This is a genomic window from Campylobacter concisus, assembly GCF_003049705.1.
Classification (GTDB): Bacteria; Campylobacterota; Campylobacteria; order Campylobacterales; family Campylobacteraceae; genus Campylobacter_A; species Campylobacter_A concisus_AR.
On sequence record NZ_PIRF01000004.1, the window covers coordinates 73,020 to 88,377 of the forward strand.

Sequence of the window (15,358 nt, forward strand, 5' to 3'; positions counted from 1 at the left end):
GAGCAAAAATGATACTTTCCACCCTATTTTCAGCGATTGCAAACATTTTGCACCTTATTATCACGGTCTATACTTGGATCATCATCGCAGCAGCTCTGATTAGCTGGGTCAGACCTGATCCTAGCTCACCGGTCGTGCAGCTGCTTTATAGGCTAACTGAGCCGGTTTATTGCTTTATTAGACGCTATATAAAAACAAATTTTAGTGGTATTGACTTTACTCCGCTTATCGTACTTTTAGCACTTCAATTTTTAGATCAATTTTTAATAAGGCTTTTGTTTGGTTTTGCTGCGTCACTTTAGTATTCTCTCCCTTGTCTGTGTTGCTCTTTTGGCTAAAATTTATACCTACGAAGAGCTAAAAAACGAGCCAAAAAGCCTAGCAAAAGACTACTACATCAACCGTCTTATTAACGAGGGTAGTTACACAAAAGAGCAGATCGCAGAGCTTTCGCGTGATGTGTTTAGAAAAGCGGGTCTTGTTCAAAAATCAATCGATAAAATTTTACCTCCAAAAGCGGCTCCTAGCAAATGCCCTGGTGTAAATGCAAAAAATATCACCCAAGCAAATCTAACCTGCCAAAATTTGCTAACATCTATTGCATTTAGCTTAAAGCTCGATAATCACACTCGTGAAATTTTAGCAGCTAATCTTGCAAAGACAAATCCAGAAAAATCAAAAATTTTACTCGCATTAAATGAGCCAAATCCAGCTCAAGCATTTGTAAAACTAAACGATACAAAGAGCTTTCTAGAGCTATTTAACGTCTCTAACCCGCAAAATAAAAGTATACTTTTTAGCGAAAGCTTTGATGCAAATTTTATGACCAAGCTATACTCTCAAAAGGGCTTTACAAATTTATTAAACGATATTGTTTTTAATAAAAAATATGAAGGTTTTAGAAGAAATTTGCTAAGCATCGATCCAGCCATCACTGAGAAAAATGATGCTTTTACGCTTGGATTAAATGCCATTTTACTAGGACAAGACGATATCGCTTTTAGTCTTTTTGCAAGAGCCAAGAGCACATTTGAAAGGGCGTGGCAAAGAGACAATGCGACCTTTTGGCAGTACCAGATAAGTAAAAACGAAAGCTTTTTAAAAGAGCTAAGTGCCAGCAAGGACGCAAATATCTACTCTCTTTACGCAAGAGATTTGATCGGTGGCGAACCACTTGAAGTCATCGTGCCAAGGCCTAATAAGCAAAATATCGAAAATTTTGACGTGAGCGATCCGTTTTTATGGAACAAAACTGCAGCCCTTGCAAAGGATATGAATGCCACGCAAGCAAGCGAATTTGCGAAGAAATTTTATACAAACGAAAGCATTGGTGCTTATGCATACTTCATGCAAAAGGCGCATGGTTGGGAGAAACAATACTTCTTAATGCCAAGCTCTCCTGAGCTTGATGGCGTCAGTAACGAGAGAAAATCGATGATCTATGCCCTAGCTAGACAAGAGAGTCTCTTTATCCCAAGTGTGGTTTCTACTTCATACGCCCTTGGTATGATGCAGTTTATGCCATTTCTCGCAAATGCGATCGGCAAAAAAGAGCTAAAAATCCCAAATTTTGACCAGGATGATCTTTTTAAAACAGATATTGCATTTAAATTTGCAAATCACCACCTAAACTATCTTGATAAATTTCTCTACCACCCGCTGTTTACAGCCTACGCATATAATGGCGGTATCGGCTTTACCAAAAAGCTTATCACAAGAGATGATATGTTTAAAGAGGGGAAATTTGAGCCATTTTTATCGATCGAGCTTGTCCCAGTCGCAGAGACTAGAAACTACGGAAAAAAGGTGCTTGCCAACTACGTGATCTATATGGCGCTTACTGGTTCCAATATAAAGATTTCGCAACTTTTCGAAAATTTAACAAAACCGGCTTTGACTGATAAATTTCGAAACTAAGTGCTAGATCGTCACTTTGCTTACTTGGTGCGGTAACTTCATAATAAACCGCCCAAGGCATAGAAAATCCAGCAAATTTTAGCATCTCGTCATTTTCATCAAGCAGCCTTGCGTTTGTGGTATTTGAGTCGCCATTTACTTTTATGTTCTTTAAATTTTGTGCATCTTCTTTTGGATTTATGGCCACCAAAAAATGCTCTTTGCTCTGGTCTAAATTCGAATTGTAGATCGGATTTAAATAAGTAGCGATGATGAGCGTCCTGTCAGCGCCATCAATAATCTCACTCTTGCTTGTGTAGGCCAAAAGCTCATTTTTTAAGGGCTCATGTACGATTACTTTTTCACCAGCACAGCCAAATATCATCAAAATAAATACAAAAAACGATATAAATTTACTCATAAAAACTCTTAAATTTCTAAAATTTCTGCCATTTTAGCATTTTAATTTTTAAATTTCACTCATAAATTTTAAAGCCAACATAAGTTATAATCGCGAGAAATTTTAACAAAAAAGGTTCTTATGAAAAGACTTGCTATCGCTTTTTCTGGCCCTTCAAATAGCGGGAAAACGACTCTTATTTTAAAGGTAGCAAAAAAATTTATAGATGATGGTTTGAAAGTCGCGATAGTAAAACACGACCCGGGCGACAAGGCTAAATTTGATGTTGAAGGCAAGGATAGCTTTAAATTTTCACAAACTGGGGCAGATGTGGTGGTGATGAGTCCGACTAGAACAACTTATTTTTCACAAAATCCACAAGAAATTAGCGATGTCATTAAAATGCTAGGCGAGTTTGATGTGCTATTAGTTGAGGGTTTAAAGACGCTTCCACTGCCAAGATTAAGTGTTTTTAAAGATGAAATAGATGAAAAATATCTTAGCTTTTCAGATGCGATCGCAACATATAAAAAACAAATTCCTTACGAGATAAAAAATATAAATTTAGACGATATAGACGCCATTTGTGCGTGGATAATCAAAAATGCAAAGGCTGTATAATGCAAGAATTAAATCAAATTTTTAACACCATAAAAGAGATCGCAAAAGAGATAAGCGAAGTGATAAAATACGCCGATCTTGGCTACACAACCCACGAAAACGCGACTGGCGACACACAGCTAAAACTTGATGTGAAAAGCGACGAGATCATTACGGCTAAATTTAAGGAGCTTGCCTGCGTAAAAGCACTAATTAGCGAAGAGAAAGAGGACGCTCTTGAGATCAATAAAAACGCTAAATTTATCATCGCTTACGATCCACTCGATGGCTCAAGCCTAGTTGATGTAAATTTCGCCGTTGGCTCGATCTTTGGCATCTACGAAGACGAGGTAAAACCAGAAAATTTAATAGCCGCAGCTTACAGCATATATGGCCCAAGGCTTGAGCTTGTAATTGCTGAGAAAAAGGGCGCTTTGCCTAAATTTTATAGACTTGGCAAAGATGGCGAGTTTAAATTTGTAAAAGAGCTTGAGCTAAAAGAAAAGGGAAAGCTAAATGCCACGGGAGCCACGCAAAAGGGCTGGAGCCAAACGCATAGAAATTTTATAAACGAGTTATTTAACGAGGGCTACAGACTAAGATACTCAGGTGCGATGGTGAGCGACCTACATCAAATTTTGCTAAAAGGTGGCGGTCTTTTTAGCTATCCAGCAACGAGCGATCATCCAAATGGCAAGCTAAGAGTAGTCTTTGAGGTGTTGCCATTTGCCTTCATATATGAAAACGCAAAGGGCGCAACGACAAACGGCAAAAACCAAACGCTTTTTGATATAAAAATAGAAAAAATTCACCAAACAACGCCATGCTTCTTTGGCTCACGTGATGAAATTTCTCTTTTGCATAAATTTTACGAGCAAAAATAATGCAAGAAACACAAGCAAGCGAGTCACTTGACGCATTTGAACTAGCCTTAAAGCAAAAAGCAAAAATTTTGCAAGAGTGCCAAAGCCAAAAAGGGCAAAAAAGCTGCTTTAACTGCGAAGTATTTTTTGACTGCGAGACAAGAAAAGAGTACGTAAATAGCTGCTACAACTCGATGTCAAAGGGCAATACTGGCAGTGATGGTGGATTTGATTTTTAAAATTAAAGGAAAAATATGAAAGAAAAAGCTTATATAACAACCCCAATATACTATGTAAACGACGTGCCACACATTGGCCACGCATATACGACCATCATCGCCGATACACTTGCTAGATTTAACCGCTTGCAAGGCAAAGAGACCTACTTTATGACGGGCACAGACGAGCACGGACAAAAGATCGAGCAAGCAGCTCGTGCTAGAGGCAAGACTCCAAAAGAGTACGCCGATGAGATTAGCGCTAAATTTAGGTCACTTTGGGATGAGTTTGAGATAAGCTATGATCATTTTATAAGAACGACCGACGAAGAGCACAAGCAAACCGTACAAAATGTCTTTGAAAAGATGCAAGCAAATGGCGATATTTACAAAGGCGAATACGAAGGCTTTTACTGCGTTAGCTGCGAAACTTTTTTTAACCAAAGAGACCTACTAGAAGACAATCACTGTCCAGACTGCGGCCGCGTGACGTCTTTAGTCAAAGAAGAGAGCTACTTTTTCAAGCTTTCAAAATATGAAGACGCGCTTTTAAAATGGTACGAAAATGACGAGCTTTGCGTCATCCCAAAAGGTAAGAAAAACGAGGTCGTAAGCTTTGTAAAAGGTGGACTAAAAGATCTTTCAGTAACTAGAACTAGCTTTGACTGGGGCATAAAGCTACCAAAGAGCGCAAACGATGAAAAGCACGTTATGTACGTCTGGCTTGACGCGCTTATAAACTACCTAACAACACTAGGATATTCAAGAGATGACGCTAGAATGGATCTTTGGCCATACACTACTCACATCGTTGGCAAAGATATTTTACGCTTTCATGCAGTTTACTGGCCGGCATTTTTGATGAGTCTTGGCTTACCATTACCAAAACACGTAGCAGCGCACGGCTGGTGGACCATAAATGGCGAAAAGATGAGCAAAAGTAAGGGTAACGTTATAAACCCAAGAGAGGTCGCAAATGCTTACGGACTTGAAAATTTCAGATACTTTTTGCTTAGAGAGGTGCCATTTGGTCAAGATGGTGACTACAGCCAAAAAGCATTAATCGAGCGCATAAACTCAGAGCTTGGCAACGGACTTGGCAACTTACTAAGCCGCATTGTTGGCATGAGTGCAAAGTATAGCGACTATAAAATCGATTCGAAAGATGTGCTCAAATCTCACAAAGCTGAACTTGATGAGGCAAAGGGCTACCTTGATGAGGCTATTAAAAATTTAGAAAATTTAGCGACGAACCGCTATTTAGAGGATCTTTGGAAGATCGTAACGCTAGCAAATGCAGCCGTTGCGAAGTATGAGCCATGGTCGCTTATCAAAGCTGGCAAAACTGACGAGGCAAACGCGCTTGTAGCACTTTGTGCGAATTTGCTTGCAAAAGTGGCGATACTACTTAGTCCAGCCATGCCAAAAACTTGTGCTAAGATAGCTGACACGCTTGGCTTTAGCATAGACACAGCTTCTTACGAGAATCTTGTCTTAAAAAATAAAATTTCAAATTTTGTAGCAAAAGCTACCGAGCCACTTTTCCCAAGGATAGAAAAAGAGCTAATGAGCGAGGCAAATGAGCCAAAGGTTGAAGCAAAAGATGAGCCAAAAGAGGAGAAAAAAGAGGACGAAATCATTAGCATTGATGACTTTGCAAAGGTGGTGATAAAAGTAGGTGAAGTGCTAGAGTGCGAGAGAGTTGAAGGTAGCGAGAAGCTGCTTAAATTTAAGATAGATCTTGGCGAGGAGCAGCCACGTCAAATTTTATCTGGCATTGCAAAATACTACGAGCCTAGCTCGCTTGTGGGCAAGCAAGTTTGCGTTTTAGCAAATTTAAAAGAGCGAATGATGATGAAAAAATATGTCTCTCAAGGCATGATCCTAAGCGCATCAGACGGCTCGCTAACGCTTCTTGGCACGCAGGGCAAGGTCAAAAACGGTGCGATCGTTGGCTAAATGACAATAGAAAATTTAACACGCCTAATAAATGCCGAGGCTCTAAACGCGCCGACGATAACTAGCGTAAGCGAGTTTGTTTTCGAGCTAAAGCATGTAAGACGTGGCTTTGCCTATATTTGCTTAAACGCAAACGATAGCGACATAGAAACAGCGATTAAACAAGGCGCATACGCCATAATTAGCGAAGATAATGTACCAATTATCGACAAAGAGATCGCTTTTTTAAAAGTTAGTAGCTTACAAACTGCCATGATAAAACTCATGAGATTTGAGGCTACTCACAAAGATTTAAAATTTTGCGCCGTAAATCCTTTTATAAATGATTTTTTAGAAAAATCAAAACTTGGCTCTAACGCACACGTCATGTCAAAAAATATCACTGAGCTTTTTAATCAAATTTTTCACGCAAAGGTCTTTGATGTCTTTTTTGGCGATGATACAAGAACACTTCAGCGAATATCGCCTCTTTTTGAGACCATTTACACAGATACAACTATGCACGAGATAAATCCAAGCTCGATCTTTTTTACAAACACGGTCTTTAAGCAAACATACTATCAAAACTTAAACATACCACGAGTTTTTGCTGGGATGTTTTATGGGCTCTTAAAATTTCTTGATAGCAATAAAATTTCATTTAAGCCTTACGAAGGTAGGATTCACGGGCATTTTGACCCGATTTTTATAGATAAAAATTTTATTCCTACTAGTTTTGGAAATAGCTTTAGAGCCATAATTACTGAAAGTGATGAAGATTTATTCATAAGCCAAAGTATATTTTTAAATAAAAAATTTAGCTCTGACGAGATAAAAATTTGCTTGCCAGAAGGCTCGTTATTAAAAGTACAAAACGCAATCTACTTTAAAAATTTAAGCGAGATAAAAAAGCTTAAAAATTTTATCTATATATTGATTTTATGCCAAAAAGAGGAGCTTTTAGAAGAGCTTCACAAAGCATCTGAAGAAAATCTACTCTTTTAAATTTTTATTATTTATAAGATCAATTAGCCTAACATCCTCACTTCTTACGATTAGACTTTTAGGCAGCTCAAATTTCTTGATAACCTCGCACTCTTTTTCTCTCATTTCGCCATCATCTTTTTCATGATCAAATCCCAAGATATGAAGCAATCCATGTGTAAAAAGTAGTGCGGTTTCGGCATCTTCGCTATGATTTAGCTCTGCAGCTTTTTCTTTTACCATATCTTTGTTTATAACGATTGAGCCAAGTGGGGCATGAATGACAAGCTCAAGCGGAAAACTTAAAACATCTGTCGTTTTATCAATGCCTCGCTCAGTTTTATTTAGTTCTCTCATCTCTTCTCTACCGACAAAAACCAGTTCGATTTCTCCTAACGTCAAATATTCACAAATTTCATCTAAAATTTTTGGATAGCTCTCTTCGCAAAGTATCATTTTAGGCTCTTTCCTTAGTAACTTTTTGTATAATTCTAGCAAAAATAAAAGGCAAAATATGAAAAAAGCAGTTTGTATAATGAGCGGCGGTATGGATAGTACGCTTTGTGCTGTAATGGCAAAAAAGGCTGGATATGATATCGTAGCACTTCATTTTGACTATGGCCAAAGGACGATGAAACGTGAAAAACGTGCATTTAACGAAATTTGTGAAAGATTAGGCATTACAAAAAAGATAAGTTTAGATGTTAGCTTTATTGCCCAAATAGGCGGAAATTCTTTAACCGATGAAAGCTTGCAAATAAGAAAAGACGGAGTGGAAAAAGATGTGCCAAATACCTATGTACCTTTTCGAAATGGTATTTTTATCTCGATCGCTGCCGCACTTGCTGAAAAAGAAAATGCACAAGCTATCTATATCGGAGTCGTAGAAGAAGATAGTTCAGGCTATCCTGACTGCAAAGAAAGCTTCATAAAAAGTATAAACGAGGCTATAAATTTAGGCACATCGCCTAGTTTTTCGTGTGAGATAATTACTCCACTTGTAAATTTAAGCAAGGCTGACATCGTAGCAAAATCGCTTGAGCTTGGCTCGCCACTAGAGCTAACCTGGAGCTGCTACGAGAGCGGGGACGAGGCATGCGGACTTTGTGATAGTTGCAGATTAAGATTAAATGGCTTTAAAAAGGCAAACACCACTGATAAAATCGCATATAAAAATCAAAAATTTTCCTTATGGGCCTCTAAAAGTGATAAATTATTAAGCAAGAGCATTTAACGAATTTAAAGATATATCAACGTTTAGACTCTTGCTAGCTACCAAAAACATAAATTCTCAGTCAAGTTTGCCAAAATTTAATAAAGAAGATTAAAAAGTAGTTGATAAACTTAGCCAAAACGTACCAAGCATAAAGTAAAAATTTTTAAGTAAGTGGTTGCTGCCACGGCTTTTTAGTGATCTTATTTTTTCTTATTGTCTTGTTTCTTATTTTGATCGCTTTGGATTTTTTCTAAATTTATATATCCCATTTCAACGAGTTTATTATAAATTTGAGCGATTTTTGGCCCAGCCGCACTTCCGCCATGGCCACCATGCTCGATAACCATTGTGATAACGTATTGCGGATCTTCATAGGGCGCATATGTAGTCATCCATGCATGAGATCTTTGCAAATACGCCATATCCTCTTCTTTCATACGTTTCTTTTCAGTTTGAGAAATTCCAACGACCTGGGCAGTACCGGTCTTTGCAGCAACTTTAACTAGGCTTCCAATAAAATGCCTATTTGCCGTGCCTCTTGGGTGATTTGCCACTTCATACATTGCATGCCTAATGGCTGGTAACTGTGATTTTTCAAACGGTGTAAAAGCATCGTCTGTTGGCGTAAAATCAACATCCTTGCCATCAATGCTCTTTAAAAAATGTGGAGTCACGTTTAGCCCAGTTGCAAGGCCTGCTGTATATTTTGCTACTTGCATAGGCGTGACCAAGAAATTTCCCTGGCCGATAGAAGTAATGAGGGTCTCGCCTTGAAACCACGCTTTGCCATACTTTCTCATCTTCCACTCTCTACTTGGCAAAGTCCCCACAAACTCATTTGGCAAATCAACCTCTGTTTTTCTACCAAATCCCATACGCTCAAGTATCGGCACAATAGCGTCTATGCCGATCTTTTGACTACCTTTATAAAAATAATCATCACAGCTCTCTCTAATTGCCGTATTCATATTAACATTTCCATGTCCGTGAGAGTTCCAGCAGCGGAATTTACGCCCTCCAAGCTCATACGAGCCACTGCAAAAAAAGCTATCATATTTACTCATGCCATTATCCAAAAACGCAAGCGCCATACCCATTTTTACGACAGAACCTGGCGGATAAAGGCCGTTTATTAGCTTGTTTGTGAAAGGATGATCGACGTTTTTTACAAGCTCTTCCCATTCAGGCTGAGAAATTCCAAGCACAAATGGGTTTAGATCGTACTCTGGAAAGCTACCAGCAGCTATGATAGCACCATCTTTTAGACTCATAACTATGACGCTTCCTGCATCCTTACCAAAGACATCGGACACAAACTGCTGAAGCTCAAGATCGACTGCAAGCTTGATGTTTTGACTTTGTGGTGCTTGATAGTTTATCTGCTCGATCTCTTCATTTAAAGCATTTACCTTTATCTTTTTAAATCCCTGAATTCCTTGTAAGATCGGATTATAAAACCGCTCCACACCACTTCTTCCGATATAATTTGTAAGCTTTGTCAAAGGATCATTATCCATATCTTTTTGATTTGCCCTACCAACGTAGCCGATGATGTGAGAAGCCAGATCGTTATACGGATAGTGGCGTTTTGAAGCGGGTCTTATCTCTAAATTTTCACGCAAAGAAAGTGATGCAAAAAATGGTAAAAATTTATCATAATCAATAAATTCAACCACATTTATAAAATCTTGGTTATAAGCTGAGTCATTTTTTATGTATTCATTTTTAAGCTTTGTGACATTTAGATCGCTAAATAGTGAGCCAATGTAAGCTAGCTCATCATCTAAAATTTTTACCTTTTTATTAGCACTTAAATGAGGTCTAATGGATACCGAAAAACCAAGACGATTAACAGCCATTGGCTTATCATGTGCGTCAAAGATGATACCCCTAACTGGCGGAATATAAATAGTCTTTATCGCGTTTTGTTCTGCGATCTCGTTGTAGTAAGTATTTGAGTTGATGCTTAGATGATAAATTCGTCCCAAAAGTATAATCCAAAAAAGAGCGATCACACTAAAGACGATGCGCATCCTCATAGCACTTTATCCCTAAAAAGAACAATAGCAAGGATACTTTCAAATGCTATAAAAAATAGATATTCAGTCGAAAATGCTAAATTTTGCTCATTTAAAACGTAAGCAAATAGGTTATTTACAAGAAATGTTAAAGTATATCCAGCTGCTACAAAGATGATAAGTAGGCAGTTTCGCCACTTCATCGTGGTATATAGCCAGTCTAAAATAAAATTATAAAAAAGCAAAAATGCAATAATCGTTGAAAAAAGATGAAATCCATGAATTTGCTCAGCAAATATTATAAAAATTATCGCAAAGTACCAATTGTGCTTAAACTCGTCGTATTGCTTTTGTTTTCTTGAATACTCCAAAATCATATAAGTAAAAAAAATGCCAATGAGTGGTGGCAAAAAGCCAAATTGCGTAGTTGCGATCTCGTATGAGAATAAAAAAACAGCCCACCAAAATTCTTTAAAAATTTTAATATCTAAGCTGCTTATGGTTTGCATTTTATCTACCAAGAGCGTTATTTATGATAGCTTCTCTAGCCTTTTCGATACCGCTTTTATTAAGAGTTGAGACCAAGATGCCGCTTGGATCAAATTTCATTACCGCACTCTTTTGGCTTTGATTTAGCTTATCGCTTTTTGTATATAAATTTAAAATTTTCTGATCAGCTCTTAAAAAGCTTTTTAGATAAGCATCCACATTTACGTCTATATCTAAATCAAAATGCCTAGCATCAATTAGATGTATAAAAAGTCTAATGTCGCTTCTAAATTTCAAAAACTCATCTAAATTTTTACGCCATTCATCATGCTTTGTTTTTGCCACTTTTGCATAGCCAAAGCCTGGCAAATCAACCAAAATGAGCTTAAATTTATCTTTTTCTTCCTGCTCATCTTTTTGCTCACAAAACTCGGCCTCAAAGAAATTTATAAGCTGAGTTTTACCAGGAGTCGATGAGCTTTTGGCTAGGTTTTTTTGGTTTACAAGTGTATTTATGAGGCTGCTTTTACCAACATTTGATCTACCTAAAAAGACGACTTCGCTTGTTACGAAACTTGGAGCCTCTTTTATACTTGGACTTGATGTGATAAATTTAGCACCTAGTGGCCTTATCACTTATCTTTTTCCTCTACCTGAAAGATAAACTTAACAGGCTTTTTTTCATCACTATTTACACTATATGTGCCATCTTTTTGATTAACAACTATCTTTTCACCATAAACATTCTTATCAGTTTCTACTTCATGCAAATAGCCATTTCCACTAACAGTATAGATCTGTTTTGCTGGCTCGTATGTAAGAGTATTGCCTTTGCCGTCGTAGTGCTTATCTTTTATAAAAATTTTTGCTCTAGCATTGCCAGTGGCCACATATTTTATAGGCTGGCGTTTTTTGTCAAAATAGACAACCACTTTGTCTGCCTTAAGCTCATCAAATGAGCCCTTTTTGATATTTACATTACCTATAAATTCACTAGTTTGTTTATTCTCATCCGCAAAAAAATCATTTGATGTGATTTCAACTTGCTCTGCATTTAAAAATGTAAAACCCAATATCACCGCTAAAATCGCTGATTTTCTTCTACCCATGCCCTTAACCCTTTTACCTGCGTTTGTTTTTTGCCAAGATCATAGCTTCCACTCTCACCCAGTGCCTTATCATTATTTCTTATGAGCGTGAAATTTGCTTCAGATCTTACTATTTTTGTTTTTGTTCCATATATCACTTCGTCACTTATAAATCTCAAACTATCGTTGTTTTCATAGTTCGCATTCTTTTGAAAGATGATTTCATCATTTTGTGAGATTGCTTTGTCTGAGCTTAAAAAATGTTTTAAATTTCCTCTTAAAATTTTTGCCTTAAAACTCAAAAACTCATCTTTATCATTGTATCTATTTAGCTCGTCAGCCTCGTATACTCCGCTTATTTTCGTGGAATTTATCTCATAATCTATCACATCATTTATCTGCATATTTGATATCTTTGTGTCGATCTTTAAAACATTTGCAAGGTATGGATCTTGAGCTGCCAAAAATATCATCACGACACTAAAAATAGCCACGACGAAGTAGAAAATTTTTACAACCAACGCTTAGACCACTCGTCATATAAATTTTCTGATTTTATGATCATCTCGATCATCTCTCTAACCGCGCCATTGCCACCTTTGTGCTTTAGCTTTGTCTTTACATCAAGCTCTTTAATGGCATCTTTTGGCTTAAAGCTCCATGCAACTGCGTCTAAAATTTTATAGTCGTTGTAGTCATCGCCGATGGCTGCTGCGTTTTTAAAGCTAAGCCCTTCAAATTTTAATATCTCGCTTGCCACTTCAAATTTATCGCTAACGCCTTGATAGACGTGATTTATCTTTAGATCTTCAGCTCTTCGCTCAACGATGGCTGACTTTCTACCTGTAATGATAGCTACCTTTTTGCCAAGTTTTAGCCAGCTTTCTATCGCGTAGCCATCTTTTACATCAAAAAATTTAAGCTCTTCGCCGTTTGCATTATAGATGATCTTGCCATCAGTCAGGCAGCCATCAACATCTAAAAATATAATCTCTATCATAAAACACCCTTTGTGCTTGGCGTGCCAATCCTTGCGTTTTTAGCAAGTGCTCTACGAAGTGCTACAGCAAATGATTTAAATGTTGCTTCGATGATGTGGTGAGTGTTTTTACCGCGAATTTGATTTAGATGAAGAGTGATGGCTGAATTTATAGCAACTGCCCTAAAAAATTCCTCCACAAGCTCAGTGTCAAACTCCCCTACTTTAGCGTTTTGGTTAAAATTTTCATATACGAGGTAGGCTCTATTGCTAAGATCTAGCGCGCAAAAAACAGCCGCCTCATCCATAACAACGCTTGCCTCGCCAAATCTCTCAACACCACTTAAAGGATACAAGGCCTCTTTTAAAAGCTGACCCAAAACTATGCCTACATCCTCAACGCTGTGGTGAAAATCCACATGCGTGTCGCCCTTGCATGAAATTTCAAGATCAAGCAAAGAATGCTTTGTAAAAGCTTCAAGCATATGGTCAAAAAAGCCAATGCCAGTATCTACCTTTGCAATACCAGAGCCATAAATTTTAAGCTTCATTGAGATTTGTGTCTCTTTTGTATTTCTAGTTAGCTCTAAAATTTCTTCTCTCACGCCCTAACCTCTTACTATAAATGCACCTTGGAATTTACCGCTTCTTGCATAATCCCTAGCCTCGTCCTCACTTCTAAAGCCATTTAAAAATACCCTATAAATGGTCGAGCCATCTATAGTAAATGTCCTAACTACCGACTTGTAACCATCTATGCTTTGATGCTCTCTTTGATATCTGTTTGCGCCCTCAAGGTTTTTAAATGAGCCAATTTGCACCATAAAATCTCCACCTACGACTCGTTGCTCTGACGAAATAATAATGCCTCCAGTTGGAGCTGTCGGAGAGACTGGATTTGGCACTTTTATGCCAGTGCTTGTCGGTTTTGCTTGAGTGTTAATGCTTGCAACAGCATTTATATCTTCATTAAAGCCTATGACTTCCATACTGACTGGAGCTGTGCCTGTACCGATAATATCAAGTTTAGTTGCAGCCGCCTTTGAAAGGTCTAAAACTCTATCAGCCACAAAAGGTCCACGATCATTTACGCGAACAATGACGCTTTTTTGATTTCTTAAATTTGTTACTTTAAGGATCGTATTCATCGGCAAAGTTTTGTGTGCTGCAGTCATGTTGTACATATTATAAATTTCGCCGTTTGAGGTTGTTTTACCGTGAAAATTTGGACCATACCAGCTTGCTGTACCACTTGCCCTATCACCCACACTTACAACGGTTGGGTAGTATGTTTTGCCATTTATCGTGTAAGGTCTCATTGTTGCTTTTTGGATAGAAGCTGAATTGTTGCCCTTTACATTAGTTGGGCCACTTGGTGTAAATGGTGCTCCACTCCAAGAGCAACCAGTAACTAAAAGAGTAAAACTTAGCCCTATATAAAATTTTAGGCTCTTATGGTATGACAATATTTGCTCCAACATTTAAATTTGAACTAGCAAAAGAATTTGCATCTTTTAAATCTTTTTCGCTCACATTAAATTTTTTAGATAAAGAAGCTATCGTATCACCAGTTTGGACTATATAGTTTTGAGATTTATTTTGTGCGGAAAATGGAATAATTAGTTTTTGATTATAGCTTACGGCATTTGTACTAAGCTCGTTGTAGTCCTTGATCGCTCTATGACTAACACCTGTTTTTTTAGAGATAGAAAGTAATGTTTCGCCTTTTTTTACAACATAGGTATAAAAATTATTTTTACCGTTAAATGGCTTGAAATTTTCTGCAAAAAGCTGTTTTTTATTTTCAGGGATATAAACATAATAATCTTTTAGAGTTGGCGGAGTAAATACAAATTTTAAATGCGGATTGTTATTTTTCATCTTTTTTGTACTAAGGCCGATACTATCGCCTATTTGAGCTAAATTTGTACCGCCAGGTACTTTTACTTTTACAAGCTTTAGTCCTCCATTTATGTTCAATAAAGATGAATCTTTAGACATCAAGAAGTCTGCGTCTTTTGCAGTATATGCTGCTCTTAAAATTTTAATAACAAAATTTCTAGTTTCGGCTGGAAGGTATTTTTTCTCTGCGTCAAGAAGCGTTACAAGGTCATCTGTACCAGCTTTTTGTATAGCTCTTTTTAAGGCTCCATCGCCGCAGTTATAGGCCATAGCTGCTAGATACCACTTACCAAATTGATTTTTAAGCGACTTTAGATAATTTGTTGCTGCAACAGTAGACTCTACTGGATCTTTTCTCTCATCGACATACTGTCCTACCTTTAGACCATGCAGTCTAGCCGTTTGCTCCATAAACTGCCACATGCCAGTAGCTTTTGCGTTTGAGACTGTGTGATTTGAAAAGCCTGATTCTATCATAGCTAGATAAAAGAATGACTCAGGTACGCCTGATTTTTTGATCTGCTCTTTTACCATCGGTATATACATATAACCATTTTTTAGAGCTTCTGTAAATGTTTCAAGTTGTGATTGTTTGATACCTTGCCTCATCCTTGCATAGTGAGAAGTCTTCATAAAGCTAGCGTCAATATCCAGCTCTTTTAAAATTTTTACCTGAGTGTCGTATGAGCTTTTTTCAGGCGTATTTGCTAGTAGTAAGGTACTACATGCAAACATTAAAAATATTTTAAGCATTGCTTTCATTTCTA

Annotated in this window: 19 protein-coding genes; 8 read left to right on the forward strand and 11 right to left on the reverse strand. The window is 37.4% G+C overall.

The features are described from left to right. Positions 1–8 precede the first annotated feature (8 nt). Positions 9–302 carry a YggT family protein gene (locus CVT05_RS05280; RefSeq protein WP_107698071.1) on the forward strand — a complete coding sequence of 98 codons (294 nt, stop codon included), beginning with the start codon at positions 9–11 and terminating at the stop codon, positions 300–302. Continuing rightward, on the forward strand, positions 280–1,917 hold the full coding sequence (locus tag CVT05_RS05285; protein WP_107698072.1) for a lytic transglycosylase domain-containing protein: 1,638 nt from the start codon (positions 280–282) through the stop codon (positions 1,915–1,917). Before CVT05_RS05280 ends, CVT05_RS05285 begins: the two co-directional genes overlap by 23 nt. Here the strand turns inward: CVT05_RS05285 and CVT05_RS05290 are convergent. Then, positions 1,838–2,317 (reverse strand): hypothetical protein, encoded by a 480-nt coding sequence (locus CVT05_RS05290; protein ID WP_107698073.1) that lies wholly within the window; start codon positions 2,315–2,317, stop codon positions 1,838–1,840. The genes CVT05_RS05285 and CVT05_RS05290 overlap by 80 nt on opposite strands. Positions 2,318–2,437: 120 nt before the next feature. Between CVT05_RS05290 and mobB the strand changes: the two genes are divergently transcribed. The 5 genes from mobB to CVT05_RS05315 are packed head-to-tail and all read left to right on the forward strand — an operon-like array spanning position 2,438 to position 6,920. Further along, positions 2,438–2,917: a molybdopterin-guanine dinucleotide biosynthesis protein B gene (gene mobB / locus CVT05_RS05295; protein ID WP_085657630.1), complete on the forward strand. Its 480-nt coding sequence runs from the start codon at positions 2,438–2,440 to the stop codon at positions 2,915–2,917. After that, positions 2,917–3,780: a class 1 fructose-bisphosphatase gene (locus tag CVT05_RS05300; RefSeq protein WP_234400556.1), complete on the forward strand. Its 864-nt coding sequence runs from the start codon at positions 2,917–2,919 to the stop codon at positions 3,778–3,780. The genes mobB and CVT05_RS05300 overlap by 1 nt, the downstream gene beginning before the upstream one ends. Further along, the gene (locus CVT05_RS05305; RefSeq protein WP_021090564.1) at positions 3,780–3,998 is read left to right on the forward strand and encodes a hypothetical protein; all 219 of its coding nucleotides are present in this window, start codon (positions 3,780–3,782) and stop codon (positions 3,996–3,998) included. Before CVT05_RS05300 ends, CVT05_RS05305 begins: the two co-directional genes overlap by 1 nt. Positions 3,999–4,013: 15 nt before the next feature. Continuing rightward, positions 4,014–5,936, forward strand: a complete 1,923-nt coding sequence (gene metG, locus CVT05_RS05310; protein ID WP_107698075.1) for a methionine--tRNA ligase — start codon at positions 4,014–4,016, stop codon at positions 5,934–5,936. Further along, entirely contained in the window at positions 5,937–6,920 is a 984-nt protein-coding gene (locus CVT05_RS05315; protein WP_107698076.1) for a ferrochelatase, read from the forward strand. On the opposite strand, the gene ybeY is transcribed toward CVT05_RS05315, so the two are convergent. Continuing rightward, the gene (gene ybeY, locus CVT05_RS05320) at positions 6,909–7,355 is read right to left on the reverse strand and encodes an rRNA maturation RNase YbeY (protein WP_107698077.1); all 447 of its coding nucleotides are present in this window, start codon (positions 7,353–7,355) and stop codon (positions 6,909–6,911) included. The genes CVT05_RS05315 and ybeY overlap by 12 nt on opposite strands. 25 nt (positions 7,356–7,380) lie before the next feature. On the opposite strand from ybeY, the gene queC reads away from it, so the two are divergent. Then, complete coding sequence (queC, locus tag CVT05_RS05325) at positions 7,381–8,133, forward strand: 7-cyano-7-deazaguanine synthase QueC (protein WP_265094346.1); 753 nt, start codon at positions 7,381–7,383, stop codon at positions 8,131–8,133. A gap of 182 nt (positions 8,134–8,315) precedes the next feature. Here queC and mrdA read toward each other — a convergent pair whose 3' ends face one another. From mrdA to CVT05_RS05370, 9 genes are read right to left on the reverse strand one after another with little or no spacing between them, the layout of a single operon-like run. After that, positions 8,316–10,154 (reverse strand): penicillin-binding protein 2, encoded by a 1,839-nt coding sequence (gene mrdA, locus CVT05_RS05330; RefSeq protein WP_107698079.1) that lies wholly within the window; start codon positions 10,152–10,154, stop codon positions 8,316–8,318. Further along, positions 10,151–10,642, reverse strand: coding sequence for a hypothetical protein (locus tag CVT05_RS05335; RefSeq protein ID WP_084040994.1), 492 nt, complete (start codon positions 10,640–10,642; stop codon positions 10,151–10,153). The genes mrdA and CVT05_RS05335 overlap by 4 nt, the downstream gene beginning before the upstream one ends. Before the next feature lies 1 nt (position 10,643). Beyond that, complete coding sequence (yihA, locus tag CVT05_RS05340; protein ID WP_107698080.1) at positions 10,644–11,258, reverse strand: ribosome biogenesis GTP-binding protein YihA/YsxC; 615 nt, start codon at positions 11,256–11,258, stop codon at positions 10,644–10,646. After that, positions 11,255–11,731, reverse strand: a complete 477-nt coding sequence (gene lptA, locus CVT05_RS05345; RefSeq protein WP_072594780.1) for a lipopolysaccharide transport periplasmic protein LptA — start codon at positions 11,729–11,731, stop codon at positions 11,255–11,257. The genes yihA and lptA overlap by 4 nt, the downstream gene beginning before the upstream one ends. Then, entirely contained in the window at positions 11,704–12,231 is a 528-nt protein-coding gene (locus CVT05_RS05350) for an LPS export ABC transporter periplasmic protein LptC (RefSeq protein WP_087578521.1), read from the reverse strand. Before CVT05_RS05350 ends, lptA begins: the two co-directional genes overlap by 28 nt. Continuing rightward, entirely contained in the window at positions 12,222–12,710 is a 489-nt protein-coding gene (locus CVT05_RS05355; protein ID WP_107698081.1) for a KdsC family phosphatase, read from the reverse strand. The genes CVT05_RS05350 and CVT05_RS05355 overlap by 10 nt, the downstream gene beginning before the upstream one ends. Further along, the gene (hisB, locus tag CVT05_RS05360; protein ID WP_199906739.1) at positions 12,707–13,282 is read right to left on the reverse strand and encodes an imidazoleglycerol-phosphate dehydratase HisB; all 576 of its coding nucleotides are present in this window, start codon (positions 13,280–13,282) and stop codon (positions 12,707–12,709) included. The genes CVT05_RS05355 and hisB overlap by 4 nt, the downstream gene beginning before the upstream one ends. Positions 13,283–13,297: 15 nt before the next feature. Next, on the reverse strand, positions 13,298–14,155 hold the full coding sequence (locus tag CVT05_RS05365; protein WP_085657642.1) for a septal ring lytic transglycosylase RlpA family protein: 858 nt from the start codon (positions 14,153–14,155) through the stop codon (positions 13,298–13,300). Further along, positions 14,142–15,353 (reverse strand): lytic transglycosylase domain-containing protein, encoded by a 1,212-nt coding sequence (locus tag CVT05_RS05370; RefSeq protein ID WP_107698083.1) that lies wholly within the window; start codon positions 15,351–15,353, stop codon positions 14,142–14,144. The genes CVT05_RS05365 and CVT05_RS05370 overlap by 14 nt, the downstream gene beginning before the upstream one ends. Positions 15,354–15,358 lie beyond the last annotated feature (5 nt).

Coding starts and splice junctions, on each gene's coding strand:
- CVT05_RS05280 (WP_107698071.1), top strand. CDS start 9: ATGATACTTTCCACCCTATTTTCAGCGATTGCAAACATTTTGCACCTT.
- CVT05_RS05290 (WP_107698073.1), bottom strand. CDS start 2,317: ATGAGTAAATTTATATCGTTTTTTGTATTTATTTTGATGATATTTGGC.
- mobB (WP_085657630.1), top strand. CDS start 2,438: ATGAAAAGACTTGCTATCGCTTTTTCTGGCCCTTCAAATAGCGGGAAA.
- CVT05_RS05300 (WP_234400556.1), top strand. CDS start 2,917: ATGCAAGAATTAAATCAAATTTTTAACACCATAAAAGAGATCGCAAAA.
- CVT05_RS05305 (WP_021090564.1), top strand. CDS start 3,780: ATGCAAGAAACACAAGCAAGCGAGTCACTTGACGCATTTGAACTAGCC.
- metG (WP_107698075.1), top strand. CDS start 4,014: ATGAAAGAAAAAGCTTATATAACAACCCCAATATACTATGTAAACGAC.
- CVT05_RS05315 (WP_107698076.1), top strand. CDS start 5,937: ATGACAATAGAAAATTTAACACGCCTAATAAATGCCGAGGCTCTAAAC.
- ybeY (WP_107698077.1), bottom strand. CDS start 7,355: ATGATACTTTGCGAAGAGAGCTATCCAAAAATTTTAGATGAAATTTGT.
- mrdA (WP_107698079.1), bottom strand. CDS start 10,154: ATGAGGATGCGCATCGTCTTTAGTGTGATCGCTCTTTTTTGGATTATA.
- CVT05_RS05335 (WP_084040994.1), bottom strand. CDS start 10,642: ATGCAAACCATAAGCAGCTTAGATATTAAAATTTTTAAAGAATTTTGG.
- lptA (WP_072594780.1), bottom strand. CDS start 11,731: ATGGGTAGAAGAAAATCAGCGATTTTAGCGGTGATATTGGGTTTTACA.
- CVT05_RS05355 (WP_107698081.1), bottom strand. CDS start 12,710: ATGATAGAGATTATATTTTTAGATGTTGATGGCTGCCTGACTGATGGC.
- CVT05_RS05370 (WP_107698083.1), bottom strand. CDS start 15,353: ATGAAAGCAATGCTTAAAATATTTTTAATGTTTGCATGTAGTACCTTA.